Below are 14,638 nucleotides of genomic sequence, written 5' to 3'. Positions count from 1 at the left end.
CGGGTCGGCTCAGAGGACGCGCCGACGGCGTCGGCGGCGCGGCCGGCGCTCGGGGCTTTCCGTCACCGCGTCCTCGGGTCGCCTTTCGTCGGCGACCACCGAGGCAGCAGCCGGGTCCGCCAATCCCAGCATCTCGGCGGCCAGCTGCTGCGAACTCGCGAACATCCCCGACGGCGCTTCGCCGGCCCGCCGCAGCGCCGCCGGGCGGAGGCGGTTGTACCCGCGGACCGTCACCGGCCTGCGTGGCCGCAGCTCGTACGCCTTCTCCTCCGCGAGCTCCGAAGCCAGCTCCCGGTCCACCAGGATCGTGCCCGGGCGGGCCACCGACGTCAGGCGGGCCGCCAGGTTGACCACCGATCCGTACACGTCGCCGAAGCGGGACAGGATCCGGCCCGAAGCCATGCCCGCGCGGACCGCCGGCAGGCTCTCGTCCGCCGAGGTGCGCTCGGTCAGCGCCAGGGCGATCTCCGCCGCGTCGATCGCCGAGTCGGCCACGAACAGGACTTCGTCGCCGATCATCTTCACCACGCGGCCGTGGTGCTCGGCGATCGTCTCCGCCGCGAGCAGCTCGAACGCGTCGAGGACGCGGCTCAGTTCTTCCTCGTCGATCTGGCGCGTCAGGCGCGTGTAGCCGACCATGTCGACGAACCCGACCACTTCGGTGCGCGCCTCGACGTTGTCGCCCGCCGCCGCGAACGCGCGTCCCGCGTACGCCGCCAGGTGCCGGCGCCAGACGAAGTTCTGCACCCGCTCGAGCTCCGGCAGCAGCCGGTCGACCAGGCGAGCCACCTGGCGCTCGCTGCGTCCGAGCTCCGGCTGCTCCTTGATCAGCTCCCAGAGCATGTCGACTTGCCACTCGGCCAGCCGCGACAGGTGCTGGCCGAGCGCGCGCGTCACCGACACCTCGATGCTCGGGTCGATCAGCCCCGACTGGACCAGCTGGTCCGCGGTGCGCATCGCCTCGACGTCCGCGTCGGTGAAGACGACCTCGTCGTCGCGCACCGTCGCGAAACCCAGCGCGCGCCAAAGCCGGCGTGACCGTTCTTCGGGCACGCCGGCTTTCGGCCACTTCGAGCCGCGTGTACTTCCGCCTGCCGCCGAGCAGGACGCGTTCGAGCCGCTGCTGGAGCTCGTCGCTCGAATCGGTCACGAGCTCAGGTCGTGTGGACGATCAGCACGTCCACGCCGGACTTGCGCGCCACCTCCGACGGCACCGAGCCCAGGATCCGGCCGGCGATCGTGTTCAGCCCGCGGTTGCCGACCACCAGCAGGTCGGCCTCGCGCTCGTGCACGACCTTGCGCAGCGAGTCGACCGGGTCGCCCTTGACCGCGACCGTGTCGATCTTCTCCGCGCCGGCGCGAACCGCCCGGTCGCGCGCCGACTGCAGGGTGTCCTCGGCCGGCGCCGAGCCGACGACTTGGTACGCCTCTTCGCCGAGGACGTCCTGAGCCTTGTCGACGTCGGTCTTGCTCGCCGGGTAGAACGCGCACGTGATGACGAGCGTCGCTCCCGCGTCGCCGGCCACCGCCGCCGCGCGGTCCACCGCCGCGAACGAGGACTCCGAGCCGTCCGTGCCCACCACCACGGTCCGATATGCCGCACCCATGCGCAAAACCTCCAGGTGATCCCGCGTGGGCAGGGACGATAGCCGGTCGGTACCGACCGCACCGGCTCGTCCGCGCCCGTGTCGGGTGGAAGGTTACTCGCCAGTCGCTTTCCGCGCTCCGCTCGGCCGCGGAGTCGGCTTCGGAGCCGGTTTGGGGGCTTGCTTGGGTGTCGGCTGCGGCTTCGGGACGTCGGACGCCTTGATCCGGATCGTCTCCTCGACGTCACTCACCGGCTTCGTCTTCCCGGTGTCGTCCGTCTTCAGGTCCTCGGCCTTGAGGTCGGTCGTGACGTCGGCGGGCACCTTGACCTCGTCGCCGAGGACGGTGTGCGCCTCGGCCAGCACCGCGCGCGCGGCGCGGACCTGCTCGGCCAGCCCGCCGCGCACCTTGCGCAGGCTGTCGACGCGCTCGTTGGCCTGGGTGATCCGCCGGTTCGACTCCTCGGTCGCCGTCGTCACGCGGCGCCGCGCCTCGTCGGCGGCCTCCGCGAGCCGGGCGTTCGCCTCGGTGATCGAGTCCTGGCGGCGCTTGTTCGCCTCCGCGACCGACTCCCGCTGACGGCGGTCGATGTCCGCCTTCGCCGTCTTCTCCTCTTCGACGATCTTCGCGCGGATGTCGGCGGCGTCCTGCGTCGCTTCCTGGACGCGGCGGGCGGCTTCGGCCTTGCTCGCCGCCTCCTGCTCGGCCAGCACGCGCATCGCCTCGGTGCGCCGCGCGGCCATCGCGATCTCGAAGTCTTCTTCGACCTTGGTGCGGCGATCCGACGACTCGGTGTCGAGCTTCGTGCGCTCGGCCTCGGCCTTGTCGGTGATCTCCTTGGCCTGGGAGCGGGCGTCCTCGAGCACCTTGCGGTGCTCCGCCTCCATCTCCTTGCGGCGCAGGTCGAGCTCGGTGAGCAGCTGCTCGTAGCGGGCGCGCATGGCGCTGGCGTCCGTCTCGGCCTTGGCCCGGATGTGCCCGGCCTCGGCTTCGGCGCGGGCGCGCGTGTCGGCGGATTCGTCCTGTGCGAGGCGCAGCATCCGCTGCAGCCGCTCGGACAGGCCTTCGACGCTCGTCGGCGGCTGGGCCAGCCGGTCGACTTGCCCGCGCAGGTCCGCGATCTCGCCGCGCGCGATCTCCAGCTGCCGGGCCAGGTCACCGGACTGCGCGATGGCCGCGTCCCGGTCGGCGGTGAGCATCTTCAGATCGGCGTCCAGCCGTTCGAGGTGCTCGTCGACCTGCGCTCGGCTGTACCCGCGCTTCGCCACGTCGAAGCCGGCTCCCAGCGGCACAAGCTCCCGTTCATCGCCAAGGCTCATGCGCCTACCGTAGTCGCAGCCCGGTCACGGAAGGGCGAGCACCCGTGCGGTGCGCCGAACGTGCCGTGTGATGCGGCGAAGGGATCTGGCCGGATCCGGTCGTATCCCGGTGGATTCCGACGCCGGGAGCGGAGCCGCCCCCGGCGTCGTCGTGATCAAGCTTCTCGATCAGGCGCGGCGATCAGGCGCCGTGATCAGGCGCCGCGGAAGGCGTTGATCGCTTCGATGTGCTTCGCGCGCTTCTCTTCGTCGCGGACGCCCAGGCCTTCCTCCGGAGCGAGGGCGAGCACGCCGACCTTGCCCTGGTGGGCGTTGCGGTGCACGTCCAGCGCGGCCTGCCCGGTGTCTTCGAGCGAGTACGTCTTCGACAGCGTCGGGTGGATCAGGCCCTTCGAGATCAGCCGGTTCGCCTCCCAGGACTCGCGGTAGTTCGCGAAGTGGGAGCCGATGATCCGCTTCAGGTTCATCCACAGGTAGCGGTTGTCGTACTGGTGCATGTACCCCGAGGTCGACGCGCACGTGACGATCGTGCCGCCCTTGCGAGCGGCGTAGACGGACGCGCCGAACGTTTCGCGGCCCGGGTGCTCGAACACGATGTCCGGGTCGTCACCGCCGGTCAGCTCGCGGATCTTCGCGCCGAAGCGCTGCCACTCCTTCGGGTCCTGCTCGGTCTCGGACTTCCAGAACTTGTAGTCCTCGGCGTTGCGGTCGATGATCAGCTCGGCGCCGAGCTTCCGGCAGATCGCGGCCTTCTCCGGGCTGGAGACGACGCACACCGGGATCGCGCCGCCGTTCAGCGCGTACTGCGTCGCGTAGGAGCCGAGACCGCCCGAGGCGCCCCAGATCAGGACGACGTCGCCCTGCTTCATGTCGGCGCCGTTGCGCGAGACCAGCTGGCGGTAGGCGGTGGAGTTGACCAGGCCGGGGGACGCGGCTTCCTCCCAGGTCAGGTGGTCCGGCTTCGGCATCAGCTGGTTGGCCTTGACCAGCGCGATCTCGGCGAGACCGCCGAAGTTCGTCTCGAAGCCCCAGATCCGCTGCTCGGTGTCGAGCATCGTGTCGTTGTGCCCGTCCGGGCTCTCGAGTTCGACGTTCAGGCAGTGCGCGACGACCTCGTCGCCCGGCTTCCAGTTGTGCACGCCGACGCCGGTGCGCAGCACGACGCCGGACAGGTCGGACCCGACCACGTGGTAGGGCAGGTCGTGCCGCTTGGCCAGCGGCGAGAGCTTCCCGTACTTCTTCAGGAACTTGAACGTGGGGATCGGCTCGAAGATCGACGTCCACACGGTGTTGTAGTTGATGGCGCTCGCCATCACGGCGACCAGCGCCTCGCCCGGGCCCAGCTCGGGCACGGGGACGTCGTCGACGTGCAGCGACTTGCGCGGGTCCTTGTCCCGGCTCTCGAGGCCCTCGAACATGTCGACCTCGTCGGCCCGCACGGTCACCCCGCGGTAGCTCTCGGGCACGGGCAGGGAGCCGACCGCGGCGGACTCGCCGTTCAGGATGGCTTGCTGGATCTCGCCGAGCTGCGTCATCGGTTCCTCCGCGGAGATGGGGGTCAACGGCGTTGGCGGCAGAAATTACTCGCCGGTAACTCGCGGACACAACTGTACGAGACGGACAGCACGATTACACGTCGAACTGTGACCGATCAGTCTTGACCGGCTGGCCAGTCAAGCGGATCATCGGCGGTGGGAACACCTACCCGACCAGCAGTTTCACCGACGGAGGTGAGCACGAATGAGTGAAGTCTCTACGCGCGCGTGGGCCCGGCCGCACGATTGGGCCGAGGTCGTCATCGGAGTCGTGGCCGCTCTTTCACCCCTTTGGCTGAGCACGGACTCGACCGCGATGTGGACGATGGTCGTCCTGGGCGCGTTGATCGCACTCGACGGCCTGGTGTCGCTGGCCATGCCGGGCATGGTCTACGGCGAAGGCATCCAGATCGCGCTCGGCGTGCTGTTCTTCATCGCGCCGTGGGTGATGGGGTACACCGAGTTCAACGGCGCTTCCTGGACGTCCTGGATCGCCGGGGTGCTGGTGGTCATCGCCGGCGCGGCAGCGATGCCGGTCGCGAGCGCCGCCCACCGCACGGCAGGTCAGCACTGACGGACCAGGAGGCACCCGCATGACCGAGGATTCGGCGAAGGAGCGCATTCTCTGCGCCGCCGAGGCGCTCTTCGCCGAGTCCGGCTTCGACGCCACCCCGACCTCTCGCATCGCCGAGCGGGCCGGGGTGCCGAAGGGGCTGGTGCACTACTACTTCCGGCACAAGGCAGACCTGCTCGCGGCGCTCGTCGAGCGGCTGCCCGACGAGCTCATCGAGCCGGCCGTGGTCGTCGTCCCCGGCGACCTCGTGGGCAGCCTGCGGCGGCTGGTCCGCGAACTCGACCACCGCTTCAGCCGGTCGCTCGGGCTCTCGCACCTGCTGTGGCGCGAGGCCGACACCCACCACGTCGTCCGCGACGCCCTCCACGAGCGCTTCCAGGTGCTGGTGCGCCAGGTCCGCACGGTGATCCTGGCGGCAACGGGCGGCGGCCTGCCGACGGCCGACGTCGACCGCGCGTCGGGCCTGCTGGCCCGAGCGGTCAGCCACCGGCACGCCACGGCCCGCCACTCGGACGACGACCTGCCCGCCGAGTTCGACGGCGAGCTGACGTTCATCGCCGACGCCCTGGTCTCGAAGACCGCGCCGGCGTAGCCCGTCGCCGGGGTCGTTCGTCCGCGGCTTTCGGCCCGGGCGGACGGCCCTGACGCGTCGGGGCGGCAAGGCGCGACGAGGTCACCCGCAGGCCGGCGGCGGATCGCGTCAGGCTTCGGCGGCGCCGCACCTGGCTCGCCGCTGACCCACCGACGGCGCCGGCCGGTTCGCTCCGCGCCCGCGGCGGACCCAGCGATGGCACTGGCCGGCTCGCCTCCGAGCCCGCCGCCGTCACCGCCGACCTCGCGCCCGCCGCGCCTCGACCCGAGGCCGCCCGCCTTTTGTCATGGGCGTGCGGTTGCTCCGAGCCGGAGTTGGTGCGCCGGAACGGGTTCGCCGTTCAGTGCGCCGCGCCGTCCTCGGCCGGCTCCACCAGCTCCACCAGGACACCGCCCGCGTCCTTCGGGTGGATGAAGTTCACCCGGCTGTTCGAGGTTCCGCGCTTCGCCGCCTCGTACAGCAGGCGCAGGCCCTGCTCACGCAGCGCGGCCGACGCCGCGTCCACATCGGACACCCGGTACGCCAGCTGCTGCAGCCCCGGGCCGCTCTTGGCCAGGAACTTGCCGATCGCCGAGTCGTCGCGCAGCGGGGCCAGCAGCTGGATCTGCGTCTCCGTACCGGCCGTGCCGGGCGCGCGCAGCATCGCCTCGCGTACCCCCTGCTCCTCGTTCACCTCCTCGTGCGCCACTTCCAGGCCGAAGTGCGCGCGGTGGAACTCGATGGCCGCGTCCAGGTCCGGGACCGCGATGCCGACGTGGTCGATGGCCGTCACGAACGGCCGCAGGGCGTCATTCATGGGGGCAGGATAGGGGGGCGCCCGCCCGGCGTTCCCCCAGAATCGTCGCGTGCCCCGCCTCACACTGGCTCCATCAAGAAGCCTGCCCTCCGGGTATGGTCGAAAAAACTGCCCATGCGCCGACGCTTGGAGGACGCCGTGTCCGGTTCCGTGATCCTGGGTGCCGCCCGTACGCCGATCGGGCGCTTGCTCGGATCCCTCAAGGACTTCACGGGGGCACAGCTGGGCGGGGTCGTGATCAAGGCGGCCCTCGAACGCGCCGGGGTCTCCCCGGACGCGGTGCAGTACACGATCATGGGCCAGGTGCTGACCGCCGGCGCCGGCCAGATCCCGGCTCGCCAGGCCGCGGTCGCCGCGGGCATCCCGATGAGCGTGCCCGCCCTGACGATCAACAAGGTCTGCCTCTCCGGCCTCGACGCCATCGCGCTCGCCGACCAGCTGATCCGCGCCGGCGAGTTCGACATCGTCGTCGCCGGCGGCCAGGAGTCGATGACCCAGGCGCCGCACCTGCTGCCCAAGTCCCGCTCCGGCTTCAAGTACGGCGACACCACGCTCGTCGACCACATGGCCTACGACGGTCTCTTCTGCGCCTTCGACCAGGTCGCCATGGGCGCCTCGACGGAGAAGTACAACTCCCGCTACGGGGTCACCCGCGAGCAGCAGGACGCGTTCTCCGCCCGCTCGCACCAGCGCGCGGCCGAGGCGATCAAGAACGGCTACTTCGCCGACGAGATCACGCCGGTCTCCATCCCGCAGCGCAAGGGCGACCCGGTGGTCTTCGACACCGACGAAGGCGTCCGCGCCGACACCACCGCCGAAGGCCTCGCCAAGCTGCGCCCCGCCTTCGCTTCCGACGGCACCATCACCGCGGGCTCGGCCTCGCAGATCTCCGACGGCGCCGCCGCGGTCGTCGTGGCCAGCAAGGCGAAGGCCGAGGAGCTCGGCCTCACACCGATCGCCGAGATCGGCGCGCACGGCGTCGTCGCCGGGCCGGACGCCAGCCTGCACGAGCAGCCGTCGAACGCCATCCTCGCCGCGCTGGCGAAGGCGAACCTCGGCGCCGACGCACTCGACCTCGTCGAGATCAACGAGGCCTTCGCCGCGGTCGGGCTCGTCTCCACCGAGAAGCTCGGTCTCGACCCGGAGAAGGTCAACGTCAACGGCGGGGCCATCGCCCTCGGCCACCCGATCGGCGCCTCCGGGGCACGGCTCGCCGTGCACCTGATCCACGAGCTGCGGCGCCGCGGTGGCGGGCTCGGCGCGGCCGCGCTGTGCGGTGGCGGCGGCCAGGGCGACGCCCTCCTGCTGCGGGTGCCGACCGCGTAAGTGGCCGGCGCACTCGACCTCGACGACCTGGTCGGCCGCGCGCGGGACGGGCAGCCCCGTGCCGTCGCGCGGCTGCTGTCGCTCGTCGAGGACGCCCATCCCCGCGTCGCCGAGATCGCGCGGGCGCTGACCCCGCACACCGGGCGGGCCCGGGTGGTCGGGCTCACCGGCCCACCCGGCGTCGGCAAGTCGACCTCGACGTCGGCGCTGCTCACCGCGTTGCGCGCGGAGGGCAAGCGGGTCGGGGTGCTCGCGATCGACCCGTCTTCGCCGTTTTCGGGCGGCGCGCTGCTCGGCGATCGGATCCGGATGACCGAGCACGCCACCGACCCCGGCGTGTTCATCCGCTCGATGGCCACGCGCGGGCACCTCGGCGGGCTGTCGTGGGCGACCCCGCAGGCGGTGCGCGTGCTCGACGCCGCCGGGTTCGACGTGGTGCTGATCGAGACCGTCGGCGTCGGACAGTCCGAAGTGGACGTCGTGAAGCTGGCCGACACCACGGTGGTGCTGCTCGCGCCCGGGATGGGCGACGGCATCCAGGCCGCGAAGGCCGGCGTGCTGGAGATCGCCGACGTCTTCGTCGTGAACAAGGCCGACCGCGAGGGCGCGGACGCGACGGTGCACGACCTCAAGCAGATGATTTCCCTGGCGCGCCGCGAAATCCGGGGCGCGAGCTGGCGCCAGCCGATCGTGCGGACGGTCGCGGCGAAGGGCGAGGGTGTGGCCGAGGTCGTGCGGGCGCTGGCCACGCACCACGACTGGCTCGTCGAGCACGGCGAGCTGGCCCGGCGCCGGGTCGCGCGGGCACGCGACGAGGTCGAGGCCATCGCGGTGCGCCGGTTGCGGGCCGAGCTGGCCGATCTGCGGGGCGGAGGACGCCTCGCCGGAGCGGCGGAGCGCGTGGTGGCGCGGGAGATCGATCCGTTCGCCGCCGCCGACGAGCTGATCGCGGACCTGCGGGGGTAACGCGGTCCGGATCGCCGACGCGAGCCGCGCGAGCAGAAACCGTGCCACAGCAACGGGTCTTCGCCGGAATTCCATGACGCCCTCCTTCGGGTGCGGCGGGGTTTGCCGCGTGATGACCATCGTGCGCCGGGGGTCCGACAGTTTCGGGGGTGCGGCGCTGACGTTCACCCATCCGCGTGACACGGGCGACTTTCGCCGGTTCTCGTTGTCGGTGCCGCGCCCTAGACTGCGGGACGCTCCGGAACCGGGCGATCACTGGGAGGGCGTGCAGGATGAAGAAGACACTCGTCACCGCGCTGGCGGCGGGCGCGTTGTTCGTGGCCGGCAACGGCGTCGCCACCGCGGCCGACGCGCCGCCGCCGAAGACGACGCACGGACCGTGCCAGTACACCGAGACGCCGGACGAACCGGCCGCGCGGCCGGTGCCGCTGCCACCCGACCCGCGGCACACGCCGAGCCACGGCAAGGTCGACGTCGCCGTCCCGACCAGCCAAGGCGCGCTTCCGCTGCGCCTCGACCGCGCGAAGGCGCCGTGCACCGTGCAGAGCTTCCTGCACCTGGCGCGGCACCGGTTCTACGACCACACGGTGTGCCACCGGCTCACCTCGTATCCGACGCTGAAGGTTTTGCAGTGTGGCGACCCGAGCGCGACCGGCGAGGGTGGGCCGGGCTACAAGTACAGGGACGAGCTGCCGGTGGACCTGCCGCCGTCGCCGACCGACCCGACCGGCGCGCGCAAGGTCTACGCGCGCGGGCTGCTGGCGATGGCCAACGCGGGGCCGGACACGAACGGCTCGCAGTTCTTCGTCGTGTACGGCGATTCCGCGCTGCGGCCGAACTACACGGTGTTCGGCACGGTCGGCGCCCAAGGGCTGAAGACCCTGGACCGAGTGGCCGCCGGCGGGATCCAGCCGACCGCGGACGACCCGGCCCCGGTCGACGGGACTCCGGTGCTGCGGACGGAACTGCTGCGCGTCCGGCCGGACTGCTGGTTCTGACGGCGACCGCGGGCCACCTCCTGGCTCGGGGGTGGCCCGCCCGGGGATCTCGCGTGATCAGAGGGGCATCACGTGTGATTGGGGAGGCATAACGCGTGATTGAAGGGGCATCACCCGTGATTGGGAGGTCGACTCGCGTGCTTGAAGGGTCGGCTCGCGTACCTGGAGGGTCGGTTCGCGTGATCGGGGACGGGACTCGCGTGATTCGAGCCGGAAGTCGTGTGATCGGGGGCGGAAGTCGGGGCGGGACTCGTCAAGCCGTGATTTCCCAGAGGGCCTCGATCAACGTCTGGGTGGCGCCGGCGAACGCGTGTTTCGGCGTTGCCGCGTAGCCGACTATCAAGCCTCCCGGGCGGTCGGCGTCCATCCAGTAGCCGTCCAGGCCCTCGATGCCGATCGCGCGGCGGTGGCAGGCCGCCAGGGCCGTTGCCTCCGATGGGCCGTCCGGCGGGAGGATCAGCAGCAGGTGCAGCCCGGCCGCGATGCCCTGTGGCCGCACCGAATCCGGCAGTGCCGCCATGAGGCGGGCGCGGCGGGAGCGGTACTCCGCGCGGCTGCGGCGGACGTGCTGGTTGTACGCACCCGAGTCGATCAGCTCGGCCAGGGCCAGCTGGTTCAGCACCGCCGGTCGCGAACCGCTGTCGGCCATGGCCGCGCGGACCGGCTCGACCAGCGTCCGCGGCAGTACCAGCCACGCCAGCCGCAGCGCCGGGGCCAGGGTCTTGCTCGCCGTTCCCGCGTAGACCACCCGCTCCGGCGCCAGCGCCTGCAGCGCGCCGACCTGCTGGCGGTCGAAGCGGAACTCGCCGTCGTAGTCGTCCTCCAGCACGAACGCGCCCGAGCGGGTCAGCTCGGCGCGGCGGTGCGGGGACAGCGTGACGCCGGTGGGGTACTGGTGCGCCGGGGTCACGACCACCGCCGGACTGTCCAAAGCGGACACGTCGAGCCCGTGCTCGTCCACCGGCACGCCGACGACCCGCTGACCCTGCGCCGCCGCGATCGAGCGGTACATCTCCAGCGACGGGTTCTCGAACGCCGTTTCGCGCACACCCAGCTCGGAAAGGGCCCGGGACACCACGGCGATGGCGTGCGAATACCCGTGGCACACCACGATCCGCTCCGGGTCCGCGACCACCCCGCGGGCCCGGGCGAGGTAGCCGGCGAGAGTGTCGCGAAGCTCGGGTGTGCCCAGCTCCGACCCGTAGCCGAACGCCGACGCCGGGGTCCGCAGCAGCGCCCGCCGGGTCGCGCTGATCCACGCCTGGCGGGGGAACGCCGTCAGGTCCGGGCGCCCCGGCCGCAGGTCCCAGCGCGGCGCCGGCTCGCGGGGCGCCTGCCGCGGCGCGGACTGGGGGAGCGAGCCCGCGGTCGCCACGCGGGTCGGCGCGCCCTGGGCCGTGCGCAGGTATCCCTCGGCGGCCAGGTCGGCGTACACCCGCGTGACCGTGCCGCGGGCGACGCCCAGGTCGTGCGCCAGGGAACGGGTCGAGGGCACCGCCGCGCCCGCCTGCCACCGGCCCTCGCGGATGGCCGCGCGGATCGCTTCCGCGAGGCCGCTCCGGCCGGTCGGAGGATCCCAGCCGAGGTGGACGTCGAGCCCGGAACTGGACCACGAATCCGTCATACGACTGGACCATACCCGTGGACCAGTTCGGACTAGCGTGGATGTCATGACGAAGCGAATCGGACTCGGGCGCGCGCCCGAGATCTACCAGGCGATGGCCAACCTGCAGGCCGAGGTGAACAAGGCCGCGGCGAACGCGGGCGTCGACCCGAAGCTGCTGGAACTGGTGAAGATGCGGGCCTCCCAGCTCAACGGCTGCGCGTACTGCCTCGACATGCACAGCCGCGACGCCCTGGAGCTGGGCGAGTCGGCCCGCCGGCTGTTCGTGCTCGACGGCTGGCGTGAGACCGACTTGTTCACCGAAGAGGAAGAGGCCGCCCTTGCCCTCACCGAGGCGATGACCAAGCTGTCCGCGACCCAGAGCGTGCCCGACGACGTCTACGAGCAGGCGACGAAGGTGCTGACCGAGGACCAGTACCGCGCGGTGGCGTGGGAGGTCATCGCGATCAACAGCTGGAACCGGATGGCCGTCACCAGCCACAGCCCGCTCCCGAAGCGCGACGCGTGACCGCCGCCGCGCTCAAGGCGCTGCACGTCCCCGGCAGGCCGCTGGTGCTGCCGAACGCGTGGGACGCCGACACCGCCCGGCTCGTCGAGGCCGCCGGGTTCCCGGTCGTGGCCACCAGCTCGGTCGCCGTGGCGTCCGCGCTCGGCTTCCCCGACGGCGAAAAGGCCCCGGCCGACGAGATGTTCGCCGCGGCGAAGCGCATCGCGAAGGCCGTGAGCGTCCCCGTCACCGTCGACGCCGAGTCGGGCTACGGCCTGTCCGGTGCCGAGCTGGCCGGCCGGCTGTTCGACGCCGGTGTCGTCGGCTGCAACTTCGAGGACACCGATCACGCCACCGGCGACGTGCGGCCGGTCGCCGAGCAGGCCGAGCGGATCGCCGCCCTCCGCGAGGCGGCGGGTGACGGCCTGGTGCTCAACGCCCGCGTCGACTCCTTCCGTGGCGTCGACCCGAAGGACCACCTGGTCGACGGCATCGCCCGGGCGCGGGCCTACCTCGAGGCGGGCGCCGACTGCGTCTACCCGATCCACCTGCGCACTCCCGAGGTGCTCGCGGCTTTCGTGCAGGGCGTCGGCGGCGCCGTCAACGCACCCGCGTGGCCGGGTAGCCCCGGTCTCGCCGGCCTCGCCGAACTGGGCGTGGCGAGGATTTCGCTCGGCGGCGGCCTCTGGCAGTACGCGCGGAAGCACCTCGAAGCGACCCTCGCGGGCGTCGCCGAGGGGAAGCTGCCCTACTGATGGCCGAAGGCCGCCGCGAGGGGATCGGGAACACCCTCGCGGCGGCCTTCGGGGTCGTGCCGCCCGTCGAAACGGTCCTTAGTGGACGACAGCCTTCTCGGCGCCCGCACCGGTCAGGGAGCGGACCTCCATCTCGGCGTACTTCTTCTCGTTGTGCTCCTTGGACAGGACCGTGCCCAGCCAGCCCAGGAAGAACGCAGCCGGGATCGAGACGAGGCCGGGGTTGCTCAGCGGGAACCAGGCGAAGTCCGCCGTCTTGATCATCGACGTGCTCTTGCCGGACACCGCTGGCGAGAACACGATCAGCACGATCGTGATGGCCAGGCCGCCGTAGATCGACCACAGCGCGCCCTGGGTGTTGAACCGCTTCCAGAACAGCGAGTAGAGGATCGTCGGCAGGTTCGCCGACGCCGCCACCGCGAAGGCCAGCGCCACGAGGAACGCGACGTTCTGCCCGTTGGCCAGGATGCCGCCGCCGATCGCCAGTGCGCCGATCACCACCGCGGTGATCCGGGCGACCTTGACCTCCGAGTCCGGCGACGTCTTGCCCCGCTTGACGACGTTCGCGTAGACGTCGTGCGCGAAGGACGCCGACGCCGTGATCGTCAGGCCGGCGACCACCGCGAGGATCGTGGCGAACGCGACTGCGGAGATCAGGCCCAGCAGCACCGGCCCGCCCAGTTCGAGCGCGAGCAGCGGGGCCGCGGAGTTGACCCCGCCCGGCGCCTTCTTGATCGCGTCCGGCCCGACCAGCGCACCGGCACCGTAGCCCAGCACCAGCGTGAACAGGTAGAACACGCCGATCAGCACGATCGCCCAGACCACCGAACGACGCGCGTCGCGGGCTGTCGGCACCGTGTAGAAGCGCATCAGGACGTGCGGCAGCCCCGCGGTGCCCAGCACCAGCGCGATACCGAGGGAGAAGAAGTCCAGCTTGGACGTCCCGGTGGCGCCGTACTGCTTGCCCGGGCCGAGCAGCGTCTCCCCGGCCTTGCCCGCCTTGTCGACGGCGGCCTGCAGCAGGCTGGAGAAGTTGAAGTTGTACTTGCCGAGCACCCACACGGTGATCACGAGCGCGCCGATGATCAGCAGTGCGGCCTTGATGATCTGCACCCAGGTGGTGCCCTTCATACCGCCGATCAGGACGTAGGCGATCATGATCACGCCGACCACGGCGATCACCAGTGCCTGCGCGCCACTGCCCGAGACGCCGAGCAGCAGCGCGACGAGACCGCCGGCCCCGGCCATCTGCGCGAGCAGGTAGAAGAACGACACGATCAGCGTCGACGTCGCGGCCGCGGCCCGCACCGGGCGCTGCTTCATGCGGAACGCGAGGACGTCGCCCATCGTGAACTTGCCGGTGTTGCGCAGCAGCTCCGCGACCAGCAGCAGCGCGACGAGCCACGCGACCAGGAAGCCGATGGAGTAGAGGAAGCCGTCGTAGCCGTTGATGGCGATCGCGCCGGCGATGCCGAGGAACGACGCCGCCGACAGGTAGTCACCCGAGATCGCGATGCCGTTCTGGGGACCGGTGAAGGCGCGCCCGGCGGCGTAGTAGTCCGACGCCGTCTTGGTGTTGCGGCTGGCCCGGAACACGATCACCAGCGTGATGAGTACGAACGCGGCGAAGATGAGGATGTTGAGGAGCGGGTTGCTGCCTTCCACACCCGCGGCGATGTTCGTCATGCCTGCTCCTTCTCGGATTCGCCTTCGATGTCCTCGCGGATCTTCTCCGCGACCGGGTCCAGCTTCCGGTTGGCGTACCGCACGTAGAGGCCGGTGATCACGAACGTCGAGACGAACTGCAGCAGGCCGAAGATCAGGCCGACGTTGATGTTGCCGAAGACCTTCGTGCTCATGAAGCCGTGCGCGTAGTCCGCGAGCAGGACGTACAGCAGGTACCAGAGGAGGAACACCGCCGTCATCGGGAAGACGAACCGGCGCAGGCGGCTGCGCAGCTCACGGAACTCGGTGCTTTCGTGCGCGCGTTCCCAGATGGTCTCTGACGTGTCCGGGGGCCCGCCGCCGGTGTCCGTCGTGCTCATCGCTGCTCCCTGCGACGTTGCGGAAAGTGACGTG

Annotated in this window: 14 protein-coding genes and 1 pseudogene; 7 read left to right on the top strand and 8 right to left on the bottom strand. The window is 71.3% G+C overall.

Annotation, left to right across the window (positions count from 1 at the left end; all coding sequences use genetic code 11):
- Positions 1 to 9: 9 nt before the first annotated feature.
- The 4 genes and pseudogenes from AB0N03_RS10945 to ccrA all read right to left on the bottom strand — a co-directional run bounded on the left by AB0N03_RS10945 (position 10) and on the right by ccrA (position 4,441).
- Positions 10 to 1,150 (bottom strand): annotated as a pseudogene (locus tag AB0N03_RS10945) (adenylate/guanylate cyclase domain-containing protein).
- Between the two features lie 4 nt (positions 1,151 to 1,154).
- Complete coding sequence (locus AB0N03_RS10940) at positions 1,155 to 1,607, bottom strand: universal stress protein (RefSeq protein WP_364368717.1); 453 nt, start codon at positions 1,605 to 1,607, stop codon at positions 1,155 to 1,157.
- Positions 1,608 to 1,700: 93 nt separating this feature from the next.
- A complete protein-coding gene (locus tag AB0N03_RS10935) occupies positions 1,701 to 2,906 on the bottom strand; it encodes a chromosome segregation protein (protein ID WP_364368714.1) in 1,206 nt (401 codons plus the stop codon).
- A gap of 194 nt (positions 2,907 to 3,100) precedes the next feature.
- Complete coding sequence (ccrA, locus tag AB0N03_RS10930) at positions 3,101 to 4,441, bottom strand: crotonyl-CoA carboxylase/reductase (protein ID WP_364368711.1); 1,341 nt, start codon at positions 4,439 to 4,441, stop codon at positions 3,101 to 3,103.
- A gap of 205 nt (positions 4,442 to 4,646) precedes the next feature.
- On the opposite strand from ccrA, the gene AB0N03_RS10925 reads away from it, so the two are divergent.
- The gene (locus tag AB0N03_RS10925; RefSeq protein ID WP_196425492.1) at positions 4,647 to 5,015 is read left to right on the top strand and encodes an SPW repeat protein; all 369 of its coding nucleotides are present in this window, start codon (positions 4,647 to 4,649) and stop codon (positions 5,013 to 5,015) included.
- Between the two features lie 19 nt (positions 5,016 to 5,034).
- The gene (locus AB0N03_RS10920) at positions 5,035 to 5,607 is read left to right on the top strand and encodes a TetR/AcrR family transcriptional regulator (RefSeq protein WP_364368708.1); all 573 of its coding nucleotides are present in this window, start codon (positions 5,035 to 5,037) and stop codon (positions 5,605 to 5,607) included.
- Positions 5,608 to 5,947: 340 nt separating this feature from the next.
- Here the strand turns inward: AB0N03_RS10920 and mce are convergent, their stop codons facing one another.
- On the bottom strand, positions 5,948 to 6,403 hold the full coding sequence (mce, locus tag AB0N03_RS10915; RefSeq protein WP_360676315.1) for a methylmalonyl-CoA epimerase: 456 nt from the start codon (positions 6,401 to 6,403) through the stop codon (positions 5,948 to 5,950).
- A 138-nt stretch (positions 6,404 to 6,541) separates the two neighbouring features.
- Here mce and AB0N03_RS10910 point away from each other — a divergent pair, with 138 nt between their 5' ends.
- From AB0N03_RS10910 to AB0N03_RS10900, 3 genes are all read left to right on the top strand, one after another.
- Entirely contained in the window at positions 6,542 to 7,729 is a 1,188-nt protein-coding gene (locus AB0N03_RS10910) for an acetyl-CoA C-acetyltransferase (RefSeq protein WP_364368987.1), read from the top strand.
- Positions 7,730 to 8,695: a methylmalonyl Co-A mutase-associated GTPase MeaB gene (meaB, locus tag AB0N03_RS10905; RefSeq protein WP_364368705.1), complete on the top strand. Its 966-nt coding sequence runs from the start codon at positions 7,730 to 7,732 to the stop codon at positions 8,693 to 8,695.
- A gap of 272 nt (positions 8,696 to 8,967) precedes the next feature.
- Positions 8,968 to 9,693, top strand: a complete 726-nt coding sequence (locus AB0N03_RS10900; protein WP_364368702.1) for a peptidylprolyl isomerase — start codon at positions 8,968 to 8,970, stop codon at positions 9,691 to 9,693.
- Positions 9,694 to 9,946: 253 nt separating this feature from the next.
- Here the strand turns inward: AB0N03_RS10900 and AB0N03_RS10895 are convergent, their stop codons facing one another.
- Positions 9,947 to 11,317, bottom strand: coding sequence for a PLP-dependent aminotransferase family protein (locus AB0N03_RS10895; protein ID WP_364368700.1), 1,371 nt, complete (start codon positions 11,315 to 11,317; stop codon positions 9,947 to 9,949).
- A 46-nt stretch (positions 11,318 to 11,363) separates the two neighbouring features.
- Between AB0N03_RS10895 and AB0N03_RS10890 the strand changes: the two genes are divergently transcribed.
- Positions 11,364 to 11,825: a carboxymuconolactone decarboxylase family protein gene (locus tag AB0N03_RS10890; protein ID WP_364368697.1), complete on the top strand. Its 462-nt coding sequence runs from the start codon at positions 11,364 to 11,366 to the stop codon at positions 11,823 to 11,825.
- The gene (locus AB0N03_RS10885; protein WP_364368694.1) at positions 11,822 to 12,559 is read left to right on the top strand and encodes an isocitrate lyase/phosphoenolpyruvate mutase family protein; all 738 of its coding nucleotides are present in this window, start codon (positions 11,822 to 11,824) and stop codon (positions 12,557 to 12,559) included. The genes AB0N03_RS10890 and AB0N03_RS10885 overlap by 4 nt, the downstream gene beginning before the upstream one ends.
- A gap of 78 nt (positions 12,560 to 12,637) precedes the next feature.
- Here AB0N03_RS10885 and AB0N03_RS10880 read toward each other — a convergent pair whose 3' ends face one another.
- Entirely contained in the window at positions 12,638 to 14,245 is a 1,608-nt protein-coding gene (locus AB0N03_RS10880) for a cation acetate symporter (RefSeq protein WP_364368691.1), read from the bottom strand.
- Entirely contained in the window at positions 14,242 to 14,604 is a 363-nt protein-coding gene (locus AB0N03_RS10875) for a DUF485 domain-containing protein (protein WP_364368688.1), read from the bottom strand. The genes AB0N03_RS10880 and AB0N03_RS10875 overlap by 4 nt, the downstream gene beginning before the upstream one ends.
- Positions 14,605 to 14,638 lie beyond the last annotated feature (34 nt).

Origin of the sequence: Amycolatopsis sp. NPDC051061 (genome assembly GCF_040682935.1) — a bacterium.
GTDB lineage: Bacteria > Actinomycetota > Actinomycetes > Mycobacteriales > Pseudonocardiaceae > Amycolatopsis.
The sequence above is the reverse complement of the archived record's forward strand: the minus strand, read 5'-3'. Positions and strand labels throughout refer to the sequence as shown.

Bases quoted from the DNA above. Each gene is read 5' to 3' on its own strand.
- AB0N03_RS10940 (WP_364368717.1), bottom strand. From the start codon at position 1,607: ATGGGTGCGGCATATCGGACCGTGGTGGTGGGCACGGACGGCTCGGAG.
- AB0N03_RS10935 (WP_364368714.1), bottom strand. From the start codon at position 2,906: ATGAGCCTTGGCGATGAACGGGAGCTTGTGCCGCTGGGAGCCGGCTTC.
- ccrA (WP_364368711.1), bottom strand. From the start codon at position 4,441: ATGACGCAGCTCGGCGAGATCCAGCAAGCCATCCTGAACGGCGAGTCC.
- AB0N03_RS10925 (WP_196425492.1), top strand. From the start codon at position 4,647: ATGAGTGAAGTCTCTACGCGCGCGTGGGCCCGGCCGCACGATTGGGCC.
- AB0N03_RS10920 (WP_364368708.1), top strand. From the start codon at position 5,035: ATGACCGAGGATTCGGCGAAGGAGCGCATTCTCTGCGCCGCCGAGGCG.
- mce (WP_360676315.1), bottom strand. From the start codon at position 6,403: ATGAATGACGCCCTGCGGCCGTTCGTGACGGCCATCGACCACGTCGGC.
- AB0N03_RS10900 (WP_364368702.1), top strand. From the start codon at position 8,968: ATGAAGAAGACACTCGTCACCGCGCTGGCGGCGGGCGCGTTGTTCGTG.
- AB0N03_RS10895 (WP_364368700.1), bottom strand. From the start codon at position 11,317: ATGACGGATTCGTGGTCCAGTTCCGGGCTCGACGTCCACCTCGGCTGG.
- AB0N03_RS10890 (WP_364368697.1), top strand. From the start codon at position 11,364: ATGACGAAGCGAATCGGACTCGGGCGCGCGCCCGAGATCTACCAGGCG.
- AB0N03_RS10880 (WP_364368691.1), bottom strand. From the start codon at position 14,245: ATGACGAACATCGCCGCGGGTGTGGAAGGCAGCAACCCGCTCCTCAAC.
- AB0N03_RS10875 (WP_364368688.1), bottom strand. From the start codon at position 14,604: ATGAGCACGACGGACACCGGCGGCGGGCCCCCGGACACGTCAGAGACC.